Below are 19504 nucleotides of genomic sequence, written 5' to 3'. Positions count from 1 at the left end.
AGGCAAACTCAGCTGGCAGTGGCCAGCAACGCCCGCACCTTGGCCGCCGAAAGGTTCTGCAACTGGCAGAGAAAGGCATGATCGGCCTGGTGCCGGCCATGGCGCTCACGCAGCAGGCCGAACAGGTGCAGCGTCAGGTTCGCGGCCATCTCGGCATCAGCCAGCGCGCGGTGGGCACGACCGGTGTCAGGCAAGCCGGCCCAGGCGTTGAGGTTGCCAAGTTTGTGACTCGGCGCCTCCGGCAGCAGGCGCCGCGACAGCAGCAGCGAGCAGGCGAAAGGCTGCAAGCGACGACGACGCACCCGAGCCAGTTCGGCGTCCCAGAACTTCTGGTCGAAGGAGGCATTGTGCGCCAGCAGCGGCCGCTCGCCGATGAAGTCGGCCACCTCGTGCATCACCTGATCGGACGGCGGCGCCTTGCGCAGCATGGCGTTGCTGATGCCGGTGAGCTGCTCGATGAAAGGCGGCACCCAGGCGCCACTGTTCATCAGGCTCTGGTAGCGGTCGACGATTCGCCCGTCCTCGATGATCGCCACGCCGATTTCGGTGGCGCGCGCCTGGCTCGGCGACACGCCAGTGGTTTCGAAGTCGATGACGGCGATGGATTCCACGTAAAACCTCAGTTATTGCGTAGTAACAGTTCGCCCTCGATGGGCACGTACAGGCTGGCGGCGCGGATCAGCGACTGCGCCGTCAGCCCCGGCGCGCCGAAGGCGATGGCTTCGACGCCACGGCTGCGCACGCGTTCGAGCAGCAGGTCGAAATCGCCGTCACCGGAGGCCAGCACGATCTCGTCGACGCGCTCGATGGCGTCGAGCACGTCGATGGTGATGCCCACGTCCCAGTCGCCCTTGGCCGAGCCGTCAGCACGCTGGATATAGGGTTTGAGCTTCACGGTGAAACCCAGCTTGCGCAGGATCTGCTGAAACTGCTGCTGCTTGGCGTCACCCCGGTCGATGGCATAGGCGTAGGCCTCGACGATCACCCCACGGCGGCTGACCTCGGCCCACAGCACGCTGTAGTCGAAATGGCAGCCATGCACCTGGCGCACCGTGTAGTAGAGGTTCTGCACATCGGCGAATACGGCGATCTTCTTCACCTGGAGTCCTCGGGGGCGACGAAGCCGCCAGTATGCCAGAGCCGGGCGGCAGGCGCGCCCAGGGCTGGCCCGGGCGCGGCGCAGCCCCTATCCTTGGCGCCATGACGCCTCTCCAACAGCTGTGCCAGCGTAACCTCGATCTGCTCCAGCGCCTGGGAATCAGCCACCGCCTGGTCGAGCATGAGCCGGTGCTGGATTACCCCACCGCCCATGCCGTGCGCCAGCGTTTCGGCCTGCGCGGAGTGGAGAGCAAGAGCCTGTTCCTGCGCAACGGTGCAAAGCGCTACGCCATGCTGATCACCCTTGAAGGCGCCCGCGCCGACTGGGCCGGGCTCAAGACGCTGCTCGGCAGTCGCCCGCGCATCGCCAGCGACGAGGAACTGATCGAGCAAACCGGCTGCGTGCCGATGTGCGCCTGCCCGTTCGGTCATGACGCCAGCATCACCCTGCTGATCGATCGCGCGGTGCTGACCTGCGACTTTCTGCTGTATTCGCCCGGCCCGCCCGAACTGACCCTGGAAGTGCCCGGCGGCGAACTGCCGCGTCTGCTCAAGGCGCAGCCCAACGCGCAGCTGGAGTACTCTTGAACCCATTCGACTGCCCCGGCGAACGGCCACAGCGCCCACGCCCCCATACTTGGTGACCTGCCGATGAAGCCTCTGTCCGTCCTGCGTGACGCCTGGTTTTTCTCCAGCCACAACCTGGCGGCCATTGCCCGCCTGACCCTGCCACTGTTGCTGCTCGAAGCAATCGCCCAAACGTTGCTCGCCGCCCAGCTCGGCGAAGGCGCCAACCCGGCCTACGGCATCTTGCTCGGCATTCTCTTCTACCCGCTGTATGCCGCGCCGCTGATTCTCTTCCTGCATGCACGCAGCATCGGTCAGACGCCTGGCAATGCGCAGCTGTTCGCGGCGGGCCTACAGTTGTGGCCGACCTTCGCCCTGATGGCGGGGCTGAGCACCCTGGCAATCATGCTCGGGCTGTCGCTGTTCATCGTACCGGGCATCTGGATCATGATGCGCCTGGCCTTCTCCGAACTGATCCTGGTGCTGCGCCAGGAGCCACCGCTACGCGCGCTGCAGGCCAGCTTCACGATGACCGAGGGGCGCTTCTGGCCGGTATTCTCCTGCCTGGCCAACGTGCTGGTACCGCTGTGGCTGCTCGACTGGTGGACGCAGCCAAGCCAGAGCGACACCCTGCTGTGGGTGCTGCATCAGGCCGGCAACGGCTTCCTGCAACTGTTCGCCATCGTCGTGCTGTTCCGCCTGTTCATGCTGCTCGAACCGCAGCAGGCGGCGAATGCCGAGAACAGTGACTAGCAGGCTGTTGAAAAACTACCTGCTAGGCTTGCAGCTTTGGCCAGCGTAAGGAGAGCGCCATGAGCGAAACGAACCCGAGCATCCTGTCCCACGTCTCCATCGGCACCAATGACTTCGACGCCGCCAGCGCCTTCTACGCCAAGGTGCTGGCGACCCTCGGTTGCCGAGAGATCATGCGCCACCCCGGTGCGGTGGCCTTCGGCCGTGAGTACCCGGAGTTCTGGGTGCAGACACCGATCAACGGTCAACCCGCAACGCTGGGCAATGGCAGCCACTTCGGCTTCGTCGCTCCGGACAAGGCCTCGGTGCATGCGTTTCACGAAGCAGCACTGGCAGCCGGTGGCAAGGACGAAGGCCAGCCAGGGCCGCGCCCGGATTATGGCGAGCCCTATTACGGGTGTTTCGTCAGGGATCTCGATGGCCACAAGATCGAGGCTGCCTTCTGGGACGTGGCGCTGATGCTCGCCGGCGAGGCGCAGCACGACCACGGCTGACGCACCAAGCGCCTACTGGTTCGCCACCACTGGCTGGTAGCGCAGCGCGGCGTTGGCGAGCCATCCTTCATGCAGCAGGGTATCGAGCGCAGCAGCCAGCTCTGGCATACGCGCCAGGCGTTTGCGCGAGAAACCGATATAGAGTTCGGTGCGCGCCTCGGGTTGGTAGGCAGCCTTGGCGATCCGCCCGGCCAGCTTTGGATCGAGCAGGGAATAGTCGACCTGGCAGTCGGTGCCGACCAGAGCATCGATGCGACCACGCGTGAGCATTTCCAGCAGCTGCTGCTCATTGCTGACGCCGACCTCGTCCAGCGCCTCGTCGCTGTCGAACGGCTGGAAATACACCGACTCCAGCACATAGCCGATCCGCAGCCCGCGTAGCGATGCATAGTCGTTCAATTGCGCAGCCAGCGCCGGGCTCGCGTAGAAGCGCGGTGAGCAGGCGTAGTACGGCACATCCAGATAACGAATATAGCGCTCGCGCTCAGGCGTTTTGGCCAGGCCGGTCATCATGTCCGCGGTGCCCTGCTCCAACGCCGCCAGCCCACGCGCCCAGGGGGCGCGCTGCACGTCGAAACGCATGCCGGTGCGGCGTGACAGCTCGTTGAGCAGATCGATGTCCAGCCCCTGCAACTGGCCATCTTCCCTGAGCATGCGAAACGGCGGCCACAGATCGGTCATGACGCGCAGCGGCGGCACCTCATCGGCCCGGCACAACGGCGCCAGCACCAGCAGGATCAACAGCCAGGCACGCATCAGATGCGCCCCTGGTTGCGCGGCTTCAGGCCGGACAGGCGTGGCAGCAGCACGCGCTCGAACAGCCTGGGGAAGAAACGCGCCAGCACCCGCGCGCGCCAATCGACGTTCGACAGCACCAACAGGCGGCGACGCTTGAGCGCGCCCTGGTAGATGGCGTCCGCCACATCCTGCGGCGAGGCGACCTTGCCCATCGCCAGCGGTGCCTGGGCCGCCACCGAGCCGTCGCCAACCAGGGCATTCTTGCGCAGGTCGGTGGCGGTGAAGCCCGGGCACACCAGCATCACGTTCACCCCCGAACCCTTGAGCTCGTAGCGCAGGGTTTCGAACAAGCCGTGCAGTGCGTGCTTGCTGGCGTTGTAGGCGCTGCGATAGAGCAAGGGCGCGATACCGGACAAGGAACTGAGCACGATGATCTGCCCACGCCGGGCGATCAGGCTGGGCAATGCCGCCTGCGTGCAATGCAGGGCACCGAAATAGTTGACCGCCATGACTCGCTGGAAGACCTCCAGGCTGGTCTCGGCGAACGTGCTGCGGTGGGTGATGCCGGCGTTGTTGACCAACACGTCGATCCCACCAAAACGCTCGATTGCCAGCGCCACGGCGCGCTGCACGGCCCCGGCATCGGCGACGTCACAGAGCAGACCGAGCGCTTCGGCGTTGTGGTGATCAGCCAGGTGCTGCACCAGGCTGTCCAGCGCCGCCTGATTGAGGTCGAGAATCACCAGGCGCGCGCCCGCCTGTGCCAAGCGCATGGCCAACGCCCGGCCAATGCCAGCGCAGCCACCGGTGATCAGCACTACCTTGCGGTCGAATACCTTGTTGGCAAATACCTTGCGATACATGCACGGCTCCCCAAAGCCCAGTGTTGGCGACGCTGCCAGTCAGCATCCCGCATGACGGCCGACGGCGCGGCCTGTCGAACCTTTCGGCATGGTACTGCAGCCCCTGGCCGCTGTCCCTGGCGGGCGAAACGGAGCGGGAACCGCTATGCACTGCGCATGCCTGGGCCGATCCGACGCACTCGGGTATCCTCGCCTCCTTCCAGCATAGTCGCCCGTTTCATCATGTCTCTGCATCGTCCGCTTCGCCTGCTCCTGCTCATCGCGCTGCCCTCGCTCGCCGTGCTGCTCGCGTTGGTCTACGCCCTGACCTGGCGCCCGCAACCCCATGAAGAGGCGGCCGTGTCGTGTAGCGGCCAGGTCGCACAACTGCAACCTGGCCAAGCGCTCAAGGTGATGACCTGGAACGTGCAATACCTGGCCGGCAAACGCTACGTGTTCTGGTACGACCTGCCCGGCGGCGATGGCCCGGACGAACGCCCGAGCAGCGAAGACCTGGCCCTGACGCTGGATGAAGTGGTGCGCATCCTGCGCGACGAAAAGCCCGACGTGGTGCTGCTGCAGGAGCTGCATGACAACGCCAGGGCCAGCGACTACCAGGATCAGTTGGCCCTGTTGCAGGCGCGCCTGGGCGATCTCTACCCGTGCAGTACTCAGGCGTTCTACTGGAAGGCCGGCTTCGTCCCGCACCCGCACATCCTCGGCAGCGTCGGCATGAAACTCGGCACCCTCAGCCGCTTCCAGATCGCCCGCGCCGAACGCCTGCAACTGCCCATGCTCGATAGCGACCTGCTGAGCCGCCAGTTTCAACTCAAGCGCGCGCTGCTGGTCAGCTACCTGCCGATTCGCGGTGGCGACGAACTGGTAGCGATCAACACCCATTTCGATGCCTTCGCCCAGGGCGCAGATACCATGCAGCGCCAGGTAGAGATGACCGATGGCTTGCTTCAGCAACTGCAAAAAGCCGGCAAGACCTGGGTGCTGGGTGGCGATCTCAACCTGCTACCGCCCGGTCAGTTCCAGCATCTGCCAGAGAACCAGCGCAGCTGGTATGCCGCCGATAGCGAACTTCAGGATCTGGCCCGCCGCTATCCGATGATTCCTAGCCTGCAACAGGCCAGTGGCGGGGATCAGGCCAGATGGTACACCCACTACCCCAACGACCCCGCGGCCAGCGGCCCGGATCGTACCCTCGACTACCTGTTCTACAGCCCCCGCCTGACGCCGCTCGCCAGCCGGGTTCGTCAGCGCGATACCCTGACCATTTCCGATCATTTGCCGGTGATCGGTCGTTTTTTCCTGCCGAGTCAGGAATAAACCGCGCAGAACTGGACAAGCCCACCGGGACTTGTCCATGCTCGTTGAGCACCACTCGATAACAACGAAAAGACGGCGAAGAGCCGCGATACTCGGATGCCAAGACCCTTCTGCCTGTTCTTCATCGCCCTGCTATGGCTGCATGCCGCCCATGCGGCAGAGGCCAGACAACGTGTGCACGTCGGTTACTACGAGTTTCCGCCCTATTCTTATACCGACGCGCAAGGCCAGCCCAGCGGTTCGGGCCTGGAGCTGGCCGCACGCCTGCTCGACGAGGCGGGATACCAGGCGGACTTTCGCTCCTACCCCGGCGCCCGCCTCTACGGCGGTCTGCTCGACGGCAGTATCCATATCTGGGCCGGCGCCTCAGGCAAACCGGAGCTGGCCGGGCACACCCTCGAAGGCAAGCATCTGCTGGGCGAGATCACTCTCAACCTGTACTTTCGCCACGGCACACCCGCGCCACGCATCCCGGAAGACCTGCAGGATCGCGGGGTGATTCTGATCACCGGCTACAGCTACTGGCAGGACGTCAATCAGTGGCTGGAAGATCCGGCGCGCAACATCACCCGTCACCGCACGTCCAACCACACTTCAGCTCTGGAAATGCTCCAGCGCCGACGCGGCGACTACCTGCTGGATTACCAGGCCCCCGTCGAACAGGCCAAACGCACACTGGGCATGGGCGACCTGCCCTTCGTCGAGGTGCAACGCCTGCCGCTACGGCTGATCTACTCCCGCCATGCGCCTGATGCCGAGCGCCTGCGCGAGGACCTGGATCGGGTGTATCAGCAATTGCAGGATGCCGGCGAAGATCTGTGGCTGTATTGACGCGTCAATCGCCACGCAATTGGGCCAGCGCCCGCTCCAGACTGGCGTGCGACAGCTCGCCCAGATGACTGCCGACCTGCCGCCCTTCGGCATCGTAGAAAAGTGTGGTGGGTAACGCTCGCGAGCCCACCAACTGGCCCAGTTGCACTTGCTCGTCGAGTAGCAGGTTGTCCAGACTCAGTTGCTGCGCCAGGAGGAAATCTTTCACCAACGCAGCGCTCTCCCCCTGGTTGACGAACAGGATGGTAATCCCGGCTTCGCGCTGCTGCGCCTGCATCAGCACCGGCATCTCACGCCGGCAGGGCGGGCACCAGGTGGCCCAGAGATTGACCACCAACGGCTGTCCCGCGTAGTCGCGCAGATTCACAGGATTACCCTGCATATCCCGCACCTGCAGATCGGGCAGCCGCGTGCCCTGCTCCAGCGCCTGCAGCACCAGGCTGCCGCCCAGCCACAGCGCCAGGCCGACGCTCATCGCCACCCCCAAGGGCCGCCGCAGTTGTGCCCGATGCCAGAGATACCAGGCGCCCAGCATCAGCACGGCGAGCACACCCGGCCAGGCGATGAAACCACCATCGCGAATATCCACCACCCGCCACGGCGCCTCGCGGTAGAACTCGGCATACACCAGCACGAAGGCCAGCCGTGCGACGACCAGTGCCAGCAGCAACATGCGAAACAGCTGTCGTTCCGGATTGCAGCCATGTCGACGGCCAATCAACCAACCGACCAGCGTGGCCAGCAGCAGACTGCCGAACAGCAGCACGTGAGAAACGCCAAGGGCAAGCGGCCCGATGTCGAGGGTCAGCATTGCATCTCCTCTATTTGCGCGGCTTTGCTCGCGCAGTGGGCTCGGCAATCAAGGGATCGTCCGGCCAGTAGTGCTTCGGATACCGGCCTTTCAAATCCTTCTTCACCTCGAGATAGGTATTGGCCCAGAAGCTGGCGAGGTCCTGGGTCACCTGCACTGGACGGCGTGCTGGCGAAAGCAAATGCAGCTTGAGGCCCAAGCGACCACCGGCGATGCGCGGCGTGGCAGCCAAGCCGAACAGCTCCTGCAGGCGCACGGCGAGCACCGGCGGATTTTCCGTGTAGTCGATGGCGATGCGCGAGCCTGACGGCACGCTCAGCGCACGCGGTGCCAACTCGTCGAGGCGTTGCGGCAACGGCCAGGGCAACAGCGTCTGCAGGATCGAAGGCAGATCGAGGTTGGTAAAATGGCTGAGGCGATTGACCTTGCCCAGATATGGCGTCAACCACTGATCGAGGCTGGCCAGCAGCGCGGTATCGGACAGATCAGACCATTCGCTCTGCCCCTGTTGCTGCATGTCCAGTTCACGCAACAGCGCCACGCGCGCCTGCCATTGGCGCAACTCGGGCGTCCAGGGCAACAGCTCCAGTCCCTTGCGCCGCACCAGCCCGACCAGGGCGCGGCAACGTGCCTGCTCGTCCAGCGTGGCCAATGCCTGACGCTCAAGCACCAGTTCGCCAACCTTACGCTGGCGCTCGGCACGCAGCACGCCCTCGCGCTCGTCCCAGTCGAGCACCTCCAGCGTCTGCAGCTGCTCGGCCAACTCCCCGACGAACAGCGCCGGGTCGAGATCGGCAGCCAGGTAGATGCGTTCCTCGCGCTGGCCCTGGCGACTGCCCAGGTCAGCGACCACCAGCCATTCGTGCTTCATCAGGGCATCGGCTTCACCGAACTGCGCCGCGCGGCCATTGGCCAGGCGGTAGTCGGCGCCACCAGCACGGCGCTGCTGGGCGATGCGATCCGGGTAGGCGAAAGCCAGCAGGCAGCCGAGCCAGCGTGGGTGCTCGGGGTCGCTCACCGCCTGAGTCACCGGACGATTCTTGATCAACCCGTGAAACTGTTTCGCCAGTTGCCGCGCGCGCTGCACACCACCTTGGGCACTGCGCGCGGCGCGGCTTTCACCAGATAGCAGGGTTAAGCGGCTGTGCAGATCAGCGCCACCGCCGCGCAGGATATCGCGTTCGGACAACAACGCCGCCAGGTCGCAAGCCAGTGCACCGAGGCCCAGAGCCCGACCGCGCAGCAGCAGATGGGCAATGCGCGGATGGCTGGGCAGCTCGGCCATGGCCTGGCCATGGGCGTTCAGCGCGCCGCGCTCATCCAGCGCACCGAGGCGGCCGAGCAGATCCAGCGCCTGGGCGTAGGCGGCGGGCGGTGGCACGTCGAGCCAACTCAGCTCCTGCGGCGTCACGCCCCAGCGCAGCAGTTGCAGGGCCAGACCGGACAGATCGGCCTGAAGGATTTCCGCACCGGAATAGGCGCTGAGCTGCTCGTGCTGCGCCTGTGACCACAATCGATAGCAGGCACCCGGCTGCAGGCGGCCAGCACGACCGGCACGCTGGGTGGCCGAAGCGCGGGAAATGCGCTGGGTATCAAGGCGCGTCATGCCGCTGGCCGGGTCGAAGCGCGGCACCCGCGCCAGGCCGACATCGACCACCACGCGCACGCCGTCGATGGTCAGGCTGGTCTCGGCGATGTTCGTCGCCAACACCACCTTGCGCTTGCCTGCCGGGGCCGGCTCGATGGCGGCGCGCTGGGCGGACAGTTCCAGCTCACCATGCAGCGGGCAGAGCAGGATATCGTCGCGACCGCTCAGCGCCTCGCCCAGTTGCTCGGCCACGCGGCGAATCTCGGCCTGGCCGGGCAGGAACACCAGAAGGCTGCCCGGCTCGTCGGCCAGTGCCTGCTGCACCGTCTGCAGCACACGCGGCTCGATCCACTCGCCGGGCTGAAACGGCGCGCTCCAGCGAATATCCACCGGGAACATGCGGCCTTCACTGCGCAGCACCGGCGCATCGCCCAGCAACGCCGACAGGCGCTCGCCTTCGAGGGTGGCGGACATCAGCAGCACCTTGAGCGGCGCCTCGCCACTGTCCGCCGCGCGGAACATGGCGCGGCCGTTGAGCGTCAGCGCCAAGGCCAGATCGGCATCCAGGCTTCTTTCATGAAACTCATCGAAGATCACCAGGCCAACGCCATCCAGCGCCGAGTCGTCCTGCAGGCGGCGGGCGAGAATGCCTTCGGTGACCACCTCGATACGGGTCTTCGGCCCGACCTTGCTATCCAGACGAATGCGATAGCCAACCGTCTCGCCCACCCGCTCGCCGAGCTCACTGGCCAGGCGCTCGGCGGCAGCACGCGCAGCCAGGCGGCGCGGTTCGAGCATGAGGATGGTTTGCCCGGCCAGCCAGGGCGCGTCGAGCAGCGCCAGCGGCACGCGGGTGGTCTTGCCGGCGCCGGGCGGCGCCTCCAGCACCACTTCGTGGCGGGCGCTCAGTGCATCGCGCAAATCAGGCAGCAGCGAATCGATCGGCAGGGTGTTCATCATTTCTCCACAGCAGGCCAGCGATTATAAAGCAGCCGCGATGCGGCGAACCGCCAGCGCTGCCGCCGGTCTTATCGACAACCGCTGCAACCCGCGGCTTTGCAATGGCGAACTGCTATAGTTGCGCCACTTTTTCCAGGAGGTGCTCATGCGCACGAAATCCCGCGTCATCGCTGGCGTTGTCGCCGCTACCCTGCTCACTCAACTGACCGCCTGTGGATCGATCTTCTACCCGGATCGTCGTGGCCAGATCGAAGGCAAGATCGACCCAGCGATTGCCGTAGCAAACGCCGTCGGTCTGCTGTTCTATGTAATTCCCGGCCTGATCGCCTTCGCCGTGGACTTCGCCACCGGCGCCATCTACCTGCCCGAAGGCCAGACCGTTCAAGTCGACCCGCAACAGCTGCAGAAGCTGATCGGCGAAGACGGCAAGGTCGACCAGTACGCGCTCAAGAGTCTGATTGAAACCAGCACCGGCCACCAACTGCCACTCGATGATCCGCGCCTGATCCAGCACAGCGGTAGCGCCGAGCAACTGGTTGCCTACGGCCTGCGCCCGGCTGCCTGAGCCCATGCACAACCCGCAGCATGCCAGGCTGATGCGCCTGGCCACCCGCGCAGCGCTGACCGTAGCGCTGACGCTGGTGCTGGCCAAGGCGATTGCCTGGTGGCTGAGCGGTTCGGTCAGTCTGCTGGCCGGCCTCACCGATTCGCTGCTCGATAGCGCCGCCTCGCTGATCAACCTGATCGCCGTGCACTTCGCCCTGCGCCCGGCCGACGAGGATCACCGCTACGGCCACGGCAAGGCCGAAGCCCTGGCCGGGCTGGGTCAGGCGCTGTTCATCGGCGTCAGCGCTGTGCTGATCGGCCTGCAGGGCATCGAACGCCTGCAATCTCCACAACCGCTGGAGGCCGAAGGCGTCGGCATCGCCGTCATGCTGCTGTCGCTGGGACTGACCGTCACCCTGCTGACCTTTCAACGCAAGGTGGTGCGCGAGACCGGTTCTACCGCGATTCACGCCGACTCGCTGCACTACCGCTCCGACATCCTGCTCAACAGCAGCATTCTCCTCGCCCTGTTGCTGACCCGCTTCGGCTGGCTGCAGATGGATGCGATCTTCGCCATCGGTATCGCCTTCTACATCTTCTGGAGCGCCATCAGCATCGTACGCGGCGCGGTGGCCGTACTGATGGACGAGGAGTTGCCCAGCGAAACCTCTCAGCACATGTATGCGCTGGCCAATGCCGTACCAGGCGTACTGGGCTCGCATGACCTGCGCACACGCATTTCCGGCACGCGCTGGTTCGTCCAGTTGCACCTGGAACTGCCGGGCGAGATGAGCCTGTCCGACGCGCATGCGCACTGCGAGGCCGTGGAAAAGGCGATTCACGCGCATTACCCACGCGCCGAAGTGCTGGTGCACGCCGACCCGCAGGAAGTGGTCCAGCACTGACCGCAAGGTCCTGCCCCGCCTTTCGGTACGCCTCAGGAAACGGAAATTTCAGGCACTAAAAAAGGGGCCTTGCGGCCCCCTCGGGAAATCTGTCCGGTGCTGGCGATGTTGTCGCCGCTTTCCTCGCCCGCCTGGTTGGGCAGTGCGGACCCGGGTGCCGGTGCGGTCCGGTAGGACCGTCGGCGCCGGCTCACCTGGTTGGGCGAGGCCGGTAGGACTTGTCGTCCGGGCCGTGAAACTGAGAGAAAGCTTACGCCCGCCGCGCCGAAATAAGATTGCTAATATTGCTTACAAATTTACCAATTGCGCAATTTACAACTAAAGGAGCACTATCTGGCGCAATCAAATAATGAGCCAGATGAAAAATGGACAAACTCGACCGTTACGACCTGAACATTCTCGCCGAATTGCAGCGCAACGCTGCCCTGTCCAACCAGGAACTCGCCGAACGTATCGGCCTCTCGCCATCGCCCTGCTCGCGCCGGGTCAAGCAGCTGGAAGACGACGGTTACATCACCGGCCAGGTTGCCCTGCTCGACCGTAAGAAGCTCGGCCTGAGCCTGACCGCCTACGTGCTGATCGGCATGGACCGGCACACACCAGAGCGCTTCGAACACTTTCAGGATGAAATCCGCAAATGCCCGGAAGTGCTGGAATGCTGCCTGGTCACCGGTATGGACGCTGACTACCAGCTCAAGGTGGTGGTGCCGGACATGGATCATTACCAGAAGCTGCTGCTCGGCACCCTGACCCGTATCGACGGAGTATCCAGCGTGCGTTCGAGCTTCGTGCTGCAGCAGATTCTGTCCAGCACGCAGTTGCCGTTGCAGCACCTGCGCGACTGAAAGTCGCAGGGTGAAGCGGATCATGCCGCGCCCTGGCTCAGGCGCGTATAATTTTCGCCCTGCGTTTTCCGTCCGAATCACGAGGCACCATGGAAACCGAACAATTTGAAGCCCTGATGATGTACGTCCTGGTGGGCGGCCTGATGCTGTTCATGTTCTTCATCATCTGGGACCTAGCGAAGAAGTCCAAGGCCGGCCGCCTCGGTACCGCCATCCTGTTCCTCGGCCTGGGCCTGTGCCTGTTCGCCTTCCTCGCCAAGCCGATCATTACCTACATCATCGAGACCGCGCGCGGCATTCACGGCTGACCCAGCCTGCCAACGTAATCGAGCCAGGCCGCCGTATACGCGGCCTGCAGCCCACTCAAGGAAAGACATATGAGCGCCGCCAATCTGGTGATGCAGAGCTATGGACGCTGCTGCGCCAGCCCGGATTTCTTCGATAGTTTCTACCGCCACTTCCTCGCCAGCTCACCGCTGATTCGCGAGAAGTTCGTCGACACCGACATGAGCGCGCAGAAACAGCTGCTGCGCCAGGGCATTCTCAACCTGGTGATGCACGCCCGCGGCATGCCTGACACCAAGCTGCGCGCCCTCGGCGAATCGCATTCGCGTGAGCGTCTGGACATTCGCCCGGAACTCTACGACCTGTGGCTCGACGCACTGCTGGCGACCATCAGCGAACACGACAAGGAGTGCGACGCAGACGTGCGCCAGGCCTGGCGTGAAGTGCTGAACAAAGGTATCGCCGTGATCAAGGCGGGTTATTGATTCAGGTCAGGGTCGCCAGGGTCGCAGCTGCGACAAATCGACCGCAGCCCTGAGCACGGGTGCGCGCAGCCCAGGCGGCCCCACGACACACTAGGTTCTTAAACAGTCGTCATTCCCGCGAAGGCGGGAACCTAGAAACTGGGCCCCCGTCTGCGCGGGAGTGACGGTAAATGGATTTTCAGTGCTTCATCAGGCAATCCGCGCGCCTCTACGGCAACTGCGCGGGCACCTCACGCCACTGCCCAGGCTTCAACCCATCCACCCGCCACGGCCCGATGGCCACGCGCACCAGGCGCAGGGTCGGCAATCCAACCGCAGCGGTCATGCGCCGCACCTGACGATTACGCCCCTCGCGAATCACCAACTCCAGCCAGGCCGTCGGCACGCTCTTGCGAAAGCGTACCGGCGGGTTGCGCTCCCACAACTCGGGCTCGTCCAGGCGCCGCGCCTCAGCCGGCAGGGTCGGGCCGTCATTGAGCGTCACGCCATCGCGGAGCTGCTGCAACTGTTCATCGCTCGGCTCGCCCTCCACCTGCACCCAGTAGGTCTTCGGCAGCTTGTGCTTGGGGTCGGCGATACGCGCCTGCAGACGGCCATCGTTGGTCAGCAAGAGCAGGCCTTCGCTGTCGCGATCCAGACGCCCGGCCGGGTAGACACCGGGCATATCGACGAAGTCCCTGAGCGTGGCGCGACCCTGCTCATCGTTGAACTGGGTAAGCACGTCGAACGGCTTGTTAAGGATCAACAGGCGCGGCTGCACAGGCGGAGCCTTGGCCACGCGACGGGGAGCGGCTGGGCGACGACTGGCGGGGGGACGAGGGCGCGACATGCAACGGGCTTCGATGAAACTGGGCTGCGCAGTGTAACTCACGATAAGCGGCGTTGATGGTGCTTCCACGGTCTGTCAGAGCAGCTAAGCTGCTGATTCACCCCTGCGATCAGGAGCCACCGATGAGCAACAACGCCGAACTTGCCACCTTCACCGGCTGGGCCGCCACCACGCCCAAGGCGCCATTGGAACGCCTGAGCTACGACCCCGGTCCACTCGGCGCCGAAGAGGTGGAAGTGGCGGTGGAATATTGCGGCATCTGCCACTCCGACCAGTCGATGATCGACAACGAATGGGGCAATGCACGCTACCCCTTCATCCCCGGCCATGAAGTGGTCGGCACCATCGTCCGCCTCGGCGAGCAGTCGCGCGGCCTCAAGCTGGGTCAACGGGTCGGTATCGGCTGGTACAAGGGCAGTTGCATGCACTGCGGTTCGTGCATGGAAGGCTCGCACCAGCTGTGCCGCTCGGTGAAGCCGACCATAGTTGGCAGCCACGGTGGTTTCGCCGACCGCCTGCGCTCGCACTGGGCCTGGGCCGTGCCGCTGCCCGACGGTCTCGACCCGGCGCTGGTCGGCCCGCTGTTCTGCGCCGGCTCCACGGTATTCAGCCCGCTGCTGGAGTTCGACATCAAGCCCACCGACCGCGTCGGCGTGGTCGGCATCGGCGGCCTCGGTCACCTGGCGCTGCGTTTTCTCCATGCCTGGGGCTGCGAGGTGACAGCCTTTACCTCGTCGTTGAACAAGCAGGATGAAGCCAAACGCCTGGGTGCACACAAGGTGGTGGCCTCCACCGACAGCGCAGCGATGAAGGCGATTGCCGGCACCCTGGATTTCCTCCTGGTCACGGCCAGCGCCGACCTCGACTGGGCCGCCCTGATCGGTACCCTGCGTGGCAAAGGCCGCCTACACTTCGTCGGCATCGTGCCCAGCGCCATCCCGGTGCACGTGTTCAACCTGATCCCGCAGCAGAAGAGCCTGTCCGGCTCACCGGTGGGCTCGCCCTCGAGCATGGCGACCATGCTCGAATTCTGCGCGCGGCATCAAATTCTGCCGCAGGTCGAGCAATTCCCCATGAGCCAGGTGAACGCGGCCATCGACCATCTGCGCAGCGGCAAGGCGCGCTACCGTGTGGTGCTCGACGCCAGCAAATGACAGCACGGGCGCAGAGCTGGCATGCTCTGCGCCCCGTTTCATCCAAGATGCTTGCCGTCATGCCGCTGGTTCTCGACACCCCCATTGATGCCGAAATGCCCACCCTGGTGGAAATCTGGGAGGCTGCCGTACGCGCCACCCACCACTTCCTGCCGGAGAGCGACTTGCAGGTGATCAAGCCCTTGCTGCGCGAGCAGTATTTCCCAGCCGTACAGCTGACCTGTGCGCGCGATGACTCAGGGCGAATACTGGGCTTTCTCGGCACCAGCGAAGGCATGGTGGAAATGCTCTTCGTCGACCCCGCCTGCCACGGCCAGGGCGTGGGCAAGCGACTGATGCGCCACGCCATCGACGTGCTGGGCGCCACCCGGGTCGACGTCAACGAACAGAACCCGCAGGCCGTCGGCTTCTACCAACACCTGGGGTTCGTCGTGACCGACCGCTCGCGCCTGGACGGCGGCGGCCGTCCATTCCCGATCCTGCATATGGCACTCAACTGACTGGCCAGGCCGCCACGATTCCTTCCAGCGCCTGCTTGAGCTCTACCCGGCTGGCTGCCGCAGCGAGGCTGACGCGCACGGCGTGCCCCGGATTGGCCTCGACCGCGAACACCTCGGCCGGTACCACCTCGACGCCATGCTGCCGGCACGCCTCGGCCAGACCAGCCGGCGTTGCAGCATCCAGCCACAGGTGCGGCGCCACCGCCCTGCCCTGCGGCATACGCGGCCCGAGCACGCGCGCGGCCAGGCGCCAGCGCTGTTGCAGCTCATCGATCTGCCAGGCCAGGCGCTGTTCGGCGATGCCGCTTTCGATCCATTCACAGCCCAGCGCCAGGCTCAGCGGCGTCACCGCCCAACGGGTGGCCTGAGCCTCGGGGTCGATACGTTCGAGCAGCTCGGGGGCACCGGCGATAAAGCCCAGGCGCAAGCCGGGTGCGACGCTCTTGGACAGACTGCTGATCAGCAGGCAGCGCTCAGGCAGCCGCACCGCCAGCGGTGCCTCGCTGCCGAGCACACCGTAGACATCGTCCTCGAGGATCCACAAGCCACGGCGCCGCGCCACCTCGGCGATAGCCACGCGGCGCTCGGCGTCCAGGCTGGCGCCGGTGGGATTCTGCAAACAGGGCGTGAACACCGCCACGCGCGCACCTGTGGCACGAGCCAGGCGATCGAGGTCATCGGGCAGGATGCCGTACTCGTCCATCGCCACGCCGTGCAGCGGCAGGCGCAATTGACGTGCGGCGGCCTTGATCCCCGGCGCGGTGTAACGCTCCACCAGGATCGGCTCACCCGCCTCGCACAGCGCCAGCAGCGCGGCCGCCACGCCCTGCTGGGCACCGGCGCAGAGCAGCAGGCCGCCCGGCGCCAACTCCAGGCCGCGGCGACGCAGCCAGGTGGCGCCGGCCAGGTGCGCGCGCTCGACCAGCGCTGCCGACGGGTAGGCCTGCAACGCGTCCAGTTCGCCACGAGCAGCCAGCGCAGCGAGGCTGGCGGAAAGATCGAGGTTGTCCGGGTCATGCACCGGTACGTTGGTCGACAGGTCGATCAGTTCGCCCTGCGCGGACGGCTGCTTGAGGCGGAACAGGCTCGCCTCGCGGCTGCCGGCGAGCACATAAGTGCCGCGTCCGACCTCGCCGGAAACCAAGTGCCGACGCGCTGCCTCACGGTAGGCAAGCATCACCGTGCTCGGGTTGATGCCCAGCGTCCAGGCCAGACGTCGCTGCGGCGGCAAGCGCTCGCCGGGCTTGAGTTCGCCACGACCAATGGCCGCAGCGATGGCCTCGACCAGTGCCAGGTACGTCGGTAGGGAGCTGTCTTGAAAATCAGGAAGCCACATTGCTTGCCATGCAATATAAAGATTTACCCATACAATGCGCCGCACTAGCATCCGGGTCAACACCACTCGGAGTGCCTGTCATGTTCGACCTCGCCCAACTGCGCCAGAGCGCTGAACTGGTTCACCGCCATATGGCGGCCACGCCGCAACTGGCCTGGCCGCTGCTCGCCCAGCGCCTGGGCTGCGAGGTCTGGGTCAAACACGAGAATCACGCCCCGACTGCCGCCTTCAAGGTGCGCGGCGGGCTGGTCTATATCGACGCCCTGCTGCGTCGCGAACCGCAGGTACGCGGATTGGTCACCGCCACCCGTGGCAACCACGGCCAGAGCCTGGCACTGGCGGCGCGCGCAGCCGGCCTGGCCATTCGCATCCTGGTGCCGCATGGCAACGCCCGCGAGAAAAACGCGGCGATGCGCGCTCTCGGCGCCGAGGTGATCGAACATGGCCGCGACTTCGACGAAGCCCGTGCCGACGCCGCGCGCATCGCCGAATGCGACGGCCTGCACTGGGTGCCGTCTCTGCATGAGGATCTGGTGCGCGGCGTGGCCACCTATGCCCTGGAGCTGCTGGAGACGGTACCGAACCTGCGCCGGGTGTACGTGCCCATCGGCATGGGCTCGGGCATCTGCGGGATGATCCGCACCCGCGACCTGCTCGGCCTCGATACCGAGATCGTCGGCGTCGGCGCCAGCGGTGCCGACGCCTATGCACGCAGCTTCGAGCAAGGCCGCCTGGTACAGACCGAACGCGCAGACACCCTGGCCGACGGCATGGCCTGCCGCCAGCCGCAACAATTGGCGCTGGACATGATTCGCGCCGGCGCCGCACGCATCGTGCGGGTCGACGACGAGGAAATTCGCGCCGCCATCCGCGCCTACCACGAGGACACTCACAATCTCGCAGAGGGCGCCGGCGCAGCGGCGTTGGCTGCGCTGATGCAGGAGCGTGAGCTCAATGCCGGCCAGCGCGTGGCCGTGGTGCTCAGCGGCGCCAACATCGACCGCGCAGCACTGGCCGAACTGCTGCGTGACGAGGCGCCCGTCGCGGCCTGACTTAGCGGAACGGCGGCTCGTCGAAACTGCGCAACTTGCGCGAGTGCAGCGAATTGAGCTGGCTACGCATCAGCTCCAGCGCGGCGATGCCGATATGCAGGTGCTGGGTTACCGCGCGCTCGTAGAAGGCGCCCGCCGCACCGGGCAGCTTGATCTCGCTGTGCAGCGGCTTGTCCGACACGCACAACAGCGTGCCGTAGGGCACCCGCAGGCGATAGCCCTGGGCGGCGATGGTGCCGCTTTCCATGTCCACCGCCACCGCGCGTGACAGGTTGATCAACGGCCGTTCCTGGGCCCAGCGCAGCTCCCAATTGCGGTCGTCGTAGGTCAGTACGGTGCCGGTGCGCAGGCGTTTCTTCAGTTCGTCGCCCTCTTCGCCAGTGACCAGCTTGGCGGCTTCCTGCAGCGCCTGCTGCACTTCAGCCAGCGCCGGCAGCGGAATATGCGGCGGCAGCACGCGGTCGAGAATGCCGTCGCGGCGCATATAGGCATGGGCCAGCACGTAGTCACCGATGGTCTGCGACTGACGCAGACCGCCGCAGTGACCGATCATCAGCCAGCAATGCGGGCGCAGCACGGCCAGGTGGTCGGTAATGTTCTTGGCGTTGGATGGGCCGACGCCGATGTTGACCAGGGTGATGCCGTGGCCGTCCTCGGCCTGCAGGTGGTAGGCCGGCATCTGGTAGCGGTGCCAGACCACGTTCTCGATGATCGCCTGCATCTCGCCTTCGGCCATACCACGCTCGATCACCACGTTGCCCGGCAGCACCATACGGGTGAAGCGCGAGTCGCCCACCAGCATGTCCAGGCCATGGCGGATGAACTGGTCGACGTAACGGTGGTAGTTGGTCAGCAGGATCCACGGCTGCACGTGGCGCCAGTCGCTGCCGGTGTAGTGCTGGATGCGCTTGAGCGAGAAGTCGGTGCGCGCCGCATCGAACAGCGCCAGGGGCAGCGGATCGATGTTCTCCCAGTCGTAGAGGCCATCGGCGGTGCCGTCGGTGGCGGCGGACAGGTCGGTGCTGGGAAATACGCGCGCCAGCTCGGCGGCGGTCACGCCACTGCCGGCCAGCTCATCGCCGCCCTCGACCACGTATGGGTAAGGAATGTTCTGCTGGCTGCGGCCGACTTCCACACGCAGGGTGAAGTCGTTCATCAATGGGCGCAGCTGCTCCAGCAAGTATTTGCGAAAGGCCGCCGGCTGGGTCACCGTGATGGCGTAGGTGCCCGGCACCTGTACCTTGGCATAGGCGCGCACGGTGGTCGGCACCTCGCCCTGGCACAGGTAGGTCAGGCGCAATTCGGGGTAGCGAAACAGACAGTGCTCGCTAGCATCGGGGCGGATGCGCTCCTTGAGGTAGCGCTTGAGAGCGTGGCTCAGGGCGCCAGTGGCCTCCTGGTGCAACGCGGCGAGGCGGTCGACTGCTTCTTCGGGGGTATGGGCAATGATGAAATCATCTGAGCAGGCTTTCACTGTGCATCTTCCTGACTGAACGTACGCGCCTATCTTGCCTGCATACGGTGACGAAAACATAGCGCGACAGACCTCA

22 protein-coding genes are annotated in these 19504 nt (G+C 65.3%); 13 read left to right on the top strand and 9 right to left on the bottom strand.

All coding sequences use genetic code 11. The features are described from left to right. Positions 1-8: 8 nt before the first annotated feature. Positions 9-611 (bottom strand): PolC-type DNA polymerase III, encoded by a 603-nt coding sequence (locus EGJ86_RS06755; protein WP_125834512.1) that lies wholly within the window; start codon positions 609-611, stop codon positions 9-11. An 8-nt stretch (positions 612-619) separates the two neighbouring features. Beyond that, positions 620-1099, bottom strand: coding sequence for an NYN domain-containing protein (locus EGJ86_RS06750; protein WP_099526217.1), 480 nt, complete (start codon positions 1097-1099; stop codon positions 620-622). Positions 1100-1200: 101 nt separating this feature from the next. On the opposite strand from EGJ86_RS06750, the gene EGJ86_RS06745 reads away from it, so the two are divergent. From EGJ86_RS06745 to EGJ86_RS06735, 3 genes are all read left to right on the top strand, one after another. Then, positions 1201-1686 (top strand): YbaK/EbsC family protein, encoded by a 486-nt coding sequence (locus EGJ86_RS06745; RefSeq protein ID WP_125834511.1) that lies wholly within the window; start codon positions 1201-1203, stop codon positions 1684-1686. Positions 1687-1749: 63 nt separating this feature from the next. Continuing rightward, the gene (locus EGJ86_RS06740; protein WP_125834510.1) at positions 1750-2418 is read left to right on the top strand and encodes a hypothetical protein; all 669 of its coding nucleotides are present in this window, start codon (positions 1750-1752) and stop codon (positions 2416-2418) included. 59 nt (positions 2419-2477) lie between these two features. Continuing rightward, positions 2478-2912 (top strand): VOC family protein, encoded by a 435-nt coding sequence (locus EGJ86_RS06735; protein ID WP_125834509.1) that lies wholly within the window; start codon positions 2478-2480, stop codon positions 2910-2912. Between the two features lie 12 nt (positions 2913-2924). Here the strand turns inward: EGJ86_RS06735 and EGJ86_RS06730 are convergent, their stop codons facing one another. Continuing rightward, positions 2925-3668: an ABC transporter substrate-binding protein gene (locus EGJ86_RS06730; protein WP_125834508.1), complete on the bottom strand. Its 744-nt coding sequence runs from the start codon at positions 3666-3668 to the stop codon at positions 2925-2927. After that, positions 3668-4513 (bottom strand): SDR family oxidoreductase, encoded by an 846-nt coding sequence (locus tag EGJ86_RS06725; protein WP_099526221.1) that lies wholly within the window; start codon positions 4511-4513, stop codon positions 3668-3670. The genes EGJ86_RS06730 and EGJ86_RS06725 overlap by 1 nt, the downstream gene beginning before the upstream one ends. A gap of 222 nt (positions 4514-4735) precedes the next feature. Here EGJ86_RS06725 and EGJ86_RS06720 point away from each other — a divergent pair, with 222 nt between their 5' ends. Continuing rightward, on the top strand, positions 4736-5827 hold the full coding sequence (locus EGJ86_RS06720) for an endonuclease/exonuclease/phosphatase family protein (protein WP_125834507.1): 1092 nt from the start codon (positions 4736-4738) through the stop codon (positions 5825-5827). Between the two features lie 96 nt (positions 5828-5923). Beyond that, complete coding sequence (locus EGJ86_RS06715; RefSeq protein ID WP_125834506.1) at positions 5924-6658, top strand: ABC transporter substrate-binding protein; 735 nt, start codon at positions 5924-5926, stop codon at positions 6656-6658. A 4-nt stretch (positions 6659-6662) separates the two neighbouring features. Here the strand turns inward: EGJ86_RS06715 and EGJ86_RS06710 are convergent, their stop codons facing one another. After that, on the bottom strand, positions 6663-7469 hold the full coding sequence (locus EGJ86_RS06710) for a TlpA disulfide reductase family protein (RefSeq protein ID WP_125834505.1): 807 nt from the start codon (positions 7467-7469) through the stop codon (positions 6663-6665). 10 nt (positions 7470-7479) lie between these two features. Then, positions 7480-10014 carry an ATP-dependent helicase HrpB gene (hrpB, locus tag EGJ86_RS06705; protein ID WP_125834504.1) on the bottom strand — a complete coding sequence of 845 codons (2535 nt, stop codon included), beginning with the start codon at positions 10012-10014 and terminating at the stop codon, positions 7480-7482. A 148-nt stretch (positions 10015-10162) separates the two neighbouring features. Here hrpB and EGJ86_RS06700 point away from each other — a divergent pair, with 148 nt between their 5' ends. From EGJ86_RS06700 to EGJ86_RS06680, 5 genes are all read left to right on the top strand, one after another. Continuing rightward, on the top strand, positions 10163-10582 hold the full coding sequence (locus EGJ86_RS06700) for a polyribonucleotide nucleotidyltransferase (protein ID WP_125834503.1): 420 nt from the start codon (positions 10163-10165) through the stop codon (positions 10580-10582). Between the two features lie 4 nt (positions 10583-10586). Next, complete coding sequence (locus tag EGJ86_RS06695; protein ID WP_125834502.1) at positions 10587-11468, top strand: cation diffusion facilitator family transporter; 882 nt, start codon at positions 10587-10589, stop codon at positions 11466-11468. A gap of 365 nt (positions 11469-11833) precedes the next feature. Then, positions 11834-12313 carry an Lrp/AsnC family transcriptional regulator gene (locus EGJ86_RS06690; RefSeq protein WP_004424680.1) on the top strand — a complete coding sequence of 160 codons (480 nt, stop codon included), beginning with the start codon at positions 11834-11836 and terminating at the stop codon, positions 12311-12313. A gap of 89 nt (positions 12314-12402) precedes the next feature. Then, positions 12403-12621, top strand: coding sequence for a DUF2788 domain-containing protein (locus tag EGJ86_RS06685; protein WP_003240295.1), 219 nt, complete (start codon positions 12403-12405; stop codon positions 12619-12621). Positions 12622-12690: 69 nt separating this feature from the next. Beyond that, entirely contained in the window at positions 12691-13083 is a 393-nt protein-coding gene (locus EGJ86_RS06680; RefSeq protein ID WP_106733518.1) for a globin, read from the top strand. Between the two features lie 208 nt (positions 13084-13291). On the opposite strand, the gene EGJ86_RS06675 is transcribed toward EGJ86_RS06680, so the two are convergent. Next, positions 13292-13861, bottom strand: a complete 570-nt coding sequence (locus EGJ86_RS06675; RefSeq protein ID WP_177432790.1) for a pseudouridine synthase — start codon at positions 13859-13861, stop codon at positions 13292-13294. Positions 13862-14034: 173 nt separating this feature from the next. Between EGJ86_RS06675 and EGJ86_RS06670 the strand changes: the two genes are divergently transcribed. Beyond that, positions 14035-15066, top strand: coding sequence for an NAD(P)-dependent alcohol dehydrogenase (locus EGJ86_RS06670; RefSeq protein WP_125834500.1), 1032 nt, complete (start codon positions 14035-14037; stop codon positions 15064-15066). 59 nt (positions 15067-15125) lie between these two features. Next, positions 15126-15566 (top strand): acetyltransferase, encoded by a 441-nt coding sequence (locus tag EGJ86_RS06665; protein WP_125834499.1) that lies wholly within the window; start codon positions 15126-15128, stop codon positions 15564-15566. On the opposite strand, the gene EGJ86_RS06660 is transcribed toward EGJ86_RS06665, so the two are convergent. Next, on the bottom strand, positions 15559-16902 hold the full coding sequence (locus EGJ86_RS06660) for a PLP-dependent aminotransferase family protein (RefSeq protein ID WP_125834498.1): 1344 nt from the start codon (positions 16900-16902) through the stop codon (positions 15559-15561). The two genes, EGJ86_RS06665 and EGJ86_RS06660, sit on opposite strands and share 8 nt — an antisense overlap. Positions 16903-16982: 80 nt before the next feature. Here EGJ86_RS06660 and EGJ86_RS06655 point away from each other — a divergent pair, with 80 nt between their 5' ends. After that, positions 16983-17954: a threonine dehydratase gene (locus EGJ86_RS06655; RefSeq protein WP_125834497.1), complete on the top strand. Its 972-nt coding sequence runs from the start codon at positions 16983-16985 to the stop codon at positions 17952-17954. A 1-nt stretch (position 17955) separates the two neighbouring features. Here EGJ86_RS06655 and amn read toward each other — a convergent pair whose 3' ends face one another. Continuing rightward, positions 17956-19488 (bottom strand): AMP nucleosidase, encoded by a 1533-nt coding sequence (gene amn / locus EGJ86_RS06650; RefSeq protein WP_177429645.1) that lies wholly within the window; start codon positions 19486-19488, stop codon positions 17956-17958. Positions 19489-19504 lie beyond the last annotated feature (16 nt).

The organism is Pseudomonas sp. o96-267 (assembly GCF_003935465.1).
Classification (GTDB): Bacteria; Pseudomonadota; Gammaproteobacteria; order Pseudomonadales; family Pseudomonadaceae; genus Aquipseudomonas; species Aquipseudomonas sediminis.
Note: the sequence above shows the minus strand (reverse complement) of the source record. Positions and strands in the feature narration are given on the sequence as shown.

Coding starts and splice junctions, on each gene's coding strand:
- EGJ86_RS06730 (WP_125834508.1), bottom strand. CDS start 3,668: ATGCGTGCCTGGCTGTTGATCCTGCTGGTGCTGGCGCCGTTGTGCCGG.
- amn (WP_177429645.1), bottom strand. CDS start 19,488: ATGTTTTCGTCACCGTATGCAGGCAAGATAGGCGCGTACGTTCAGTCA.
- EGJ86_RS06735 (WP_125834509.1), top strand. CDS start 2,478: ATGAGCGAAACGAACCCGAGCATCCTGTCCCACGTCTCCATCGGCACC.
- EGJ86_RS06685 (WP_003240295.1), top strand. CDS start 12,403: ATGGAAACCGAACAATTTGAAGCCCTGATGATGTACGTCCTGGTGGGC.
- hrpB (WP_125834504.1), bottom strand. CDS start 10,014: ATGAACACCCTGCCGATCGATTCGCTGCTGCCTGATTTGCGCGATGCA.
- EGJ86_RS06695 (WP_125834502.1), top strand. CDS start 10,587: ATGCACAACCCGCAGCATGCCAGGCTGATGCGCCTGGCCACCCGCGCA.
- EGJ86_RS06665 (WP_125834499.1), top strand. CDS start 15,126: ATGCCGCTGGTTCTCGACACCCCCATTGATGCCGAAATGCCCACCCTG.
- EGJ86_RS06745 (WP_125834511.1), top strand. CDS start 1,201: ATGACGCCTCTCCAACAGCTGTGCCAGCGTAACCTCGATCTGCTCCAG.
- EGJ86_RS06660 (WP_125834498.1), bottom strand. CDS start 16,902: ATGTGGCTTCCTGATTTTCAAGACAGCTCCCTACCGACGTACCTGGCA.
- EGJ86_RS06710 (WP_125834505.1), bottom strand. CDS start 7,469: ATGCTGACCCTCGACATCGGGCCGCTTGCCCTTGGCGTTTCTCACGTG.
- EGJ86_RS06715 (WP_125834506.1), top strand. CDS start 5,924: ATGCCAAGACCCTTCTGCCTGTTCTTCATCGCCCTGCTATGGCTGCAT.
- EGJ86_RS06700 (WP_125834503.1), top strand. CDS start 10,163: ATGCGCACGAAATCCCGCGTCATCGCTGGCGTTGTCGCCGCTACCCTG.
- EGJ86_RS06725 (WP_099526221.1), bottom strand. CDS start 4,513: ATGTATCGCAAGGTATTTGCCAACAAGGTATTCGACCGCAAGGTAGTG.
- EGJ86_RS06655 (WP_125834497.1), top strand. CDS start 16,983: ATGTTCGACCTCGCCCAACTGCGCCAGAGCGCTGAACTGGTTCACCGC.
- EGJ86_RS06670 (WP_125834500.1), top strand. CDS start 14,035: ATGAGCAACAACGCCGAACTTGCCACCTTCACCGGCTGGGCCGCCACC.
- EGJ86_RS06680 (WP_106733518.1), top strand. CDS start 12,691: ATGAGCGCCGCCAATCTGGTGATGCAGAGCTATGGACGCTGCTGCGCC.
- EGJ86_RS06720 (WP_125834507.1), top strand. CDS start 4,736: ATGTCTCTGCATCGTCCGCTTCGCCTGCTCCTGCTCATCGCGCTGCCC.
- EGJ86_RS06690 (WP_004424680.1), top strand. CDS start 11,834: ATGGACAAACTCGACCGTTACGACCTGAACATTCTCGCCGAATTGCAG.
- EGJ86_RS06740 (WP_125834510.1), top strand. CDS start 1,750: ATGAAGCCTCTGTCCGTCCTGCGTGACGCCTGGTTTTTCTCCAGCCAC.